Origin of the sequence: Acidovorax facilis, assembly GCF_023913775.1 — a bacterium.
GTDB classification, from domain to species: domain Bacteria; phylum Pseudomonadota; class Gammaproteobacteria; order Burkholderiales; family Burkholderiaceae_C; genus Acidovorax; species Acidovorax facilis.
On the sequence record NZ_JAMXAX010000352.1, the window covers coordinates 1 to 260 of the forward strand.

General features: G+C 71.9%; 1 pseudogene. It reads right to left on the minus strand.

From position 1 onward, the window contains the following. A pseudogene (locus tag NFX52_RS30555) lies at nt 1-260 on the minus strand (exodeoxyribonuclease VII large subunit); the annotation flags it as partial.

Here is a 260-nt window from a genome sequence, read left to right on the forward strand (position 1 = left end):
CTGGGTGCTGTCATGCCTGGCTCGGGCGAGATGGGCCTCGGCATCGGCGCGCACCTGGGCCTCGCTGCGGTCGGCCTCGGCTCGCACGCGCTGGGTGAGACGGCCCGCCGCCGTGAACACCGCCTCGGCCGCAATGCGTGCCTCGCGTGTGCGCTGCAGGATCTGGTGCTCGATGCCCGCGATCACCTTGCTGGGCGTATCGAAGCGCTGGTGGGCCACCTCGTCCGGCAGCGTGCTGTCGCGCTCATGGCCAATGCCGG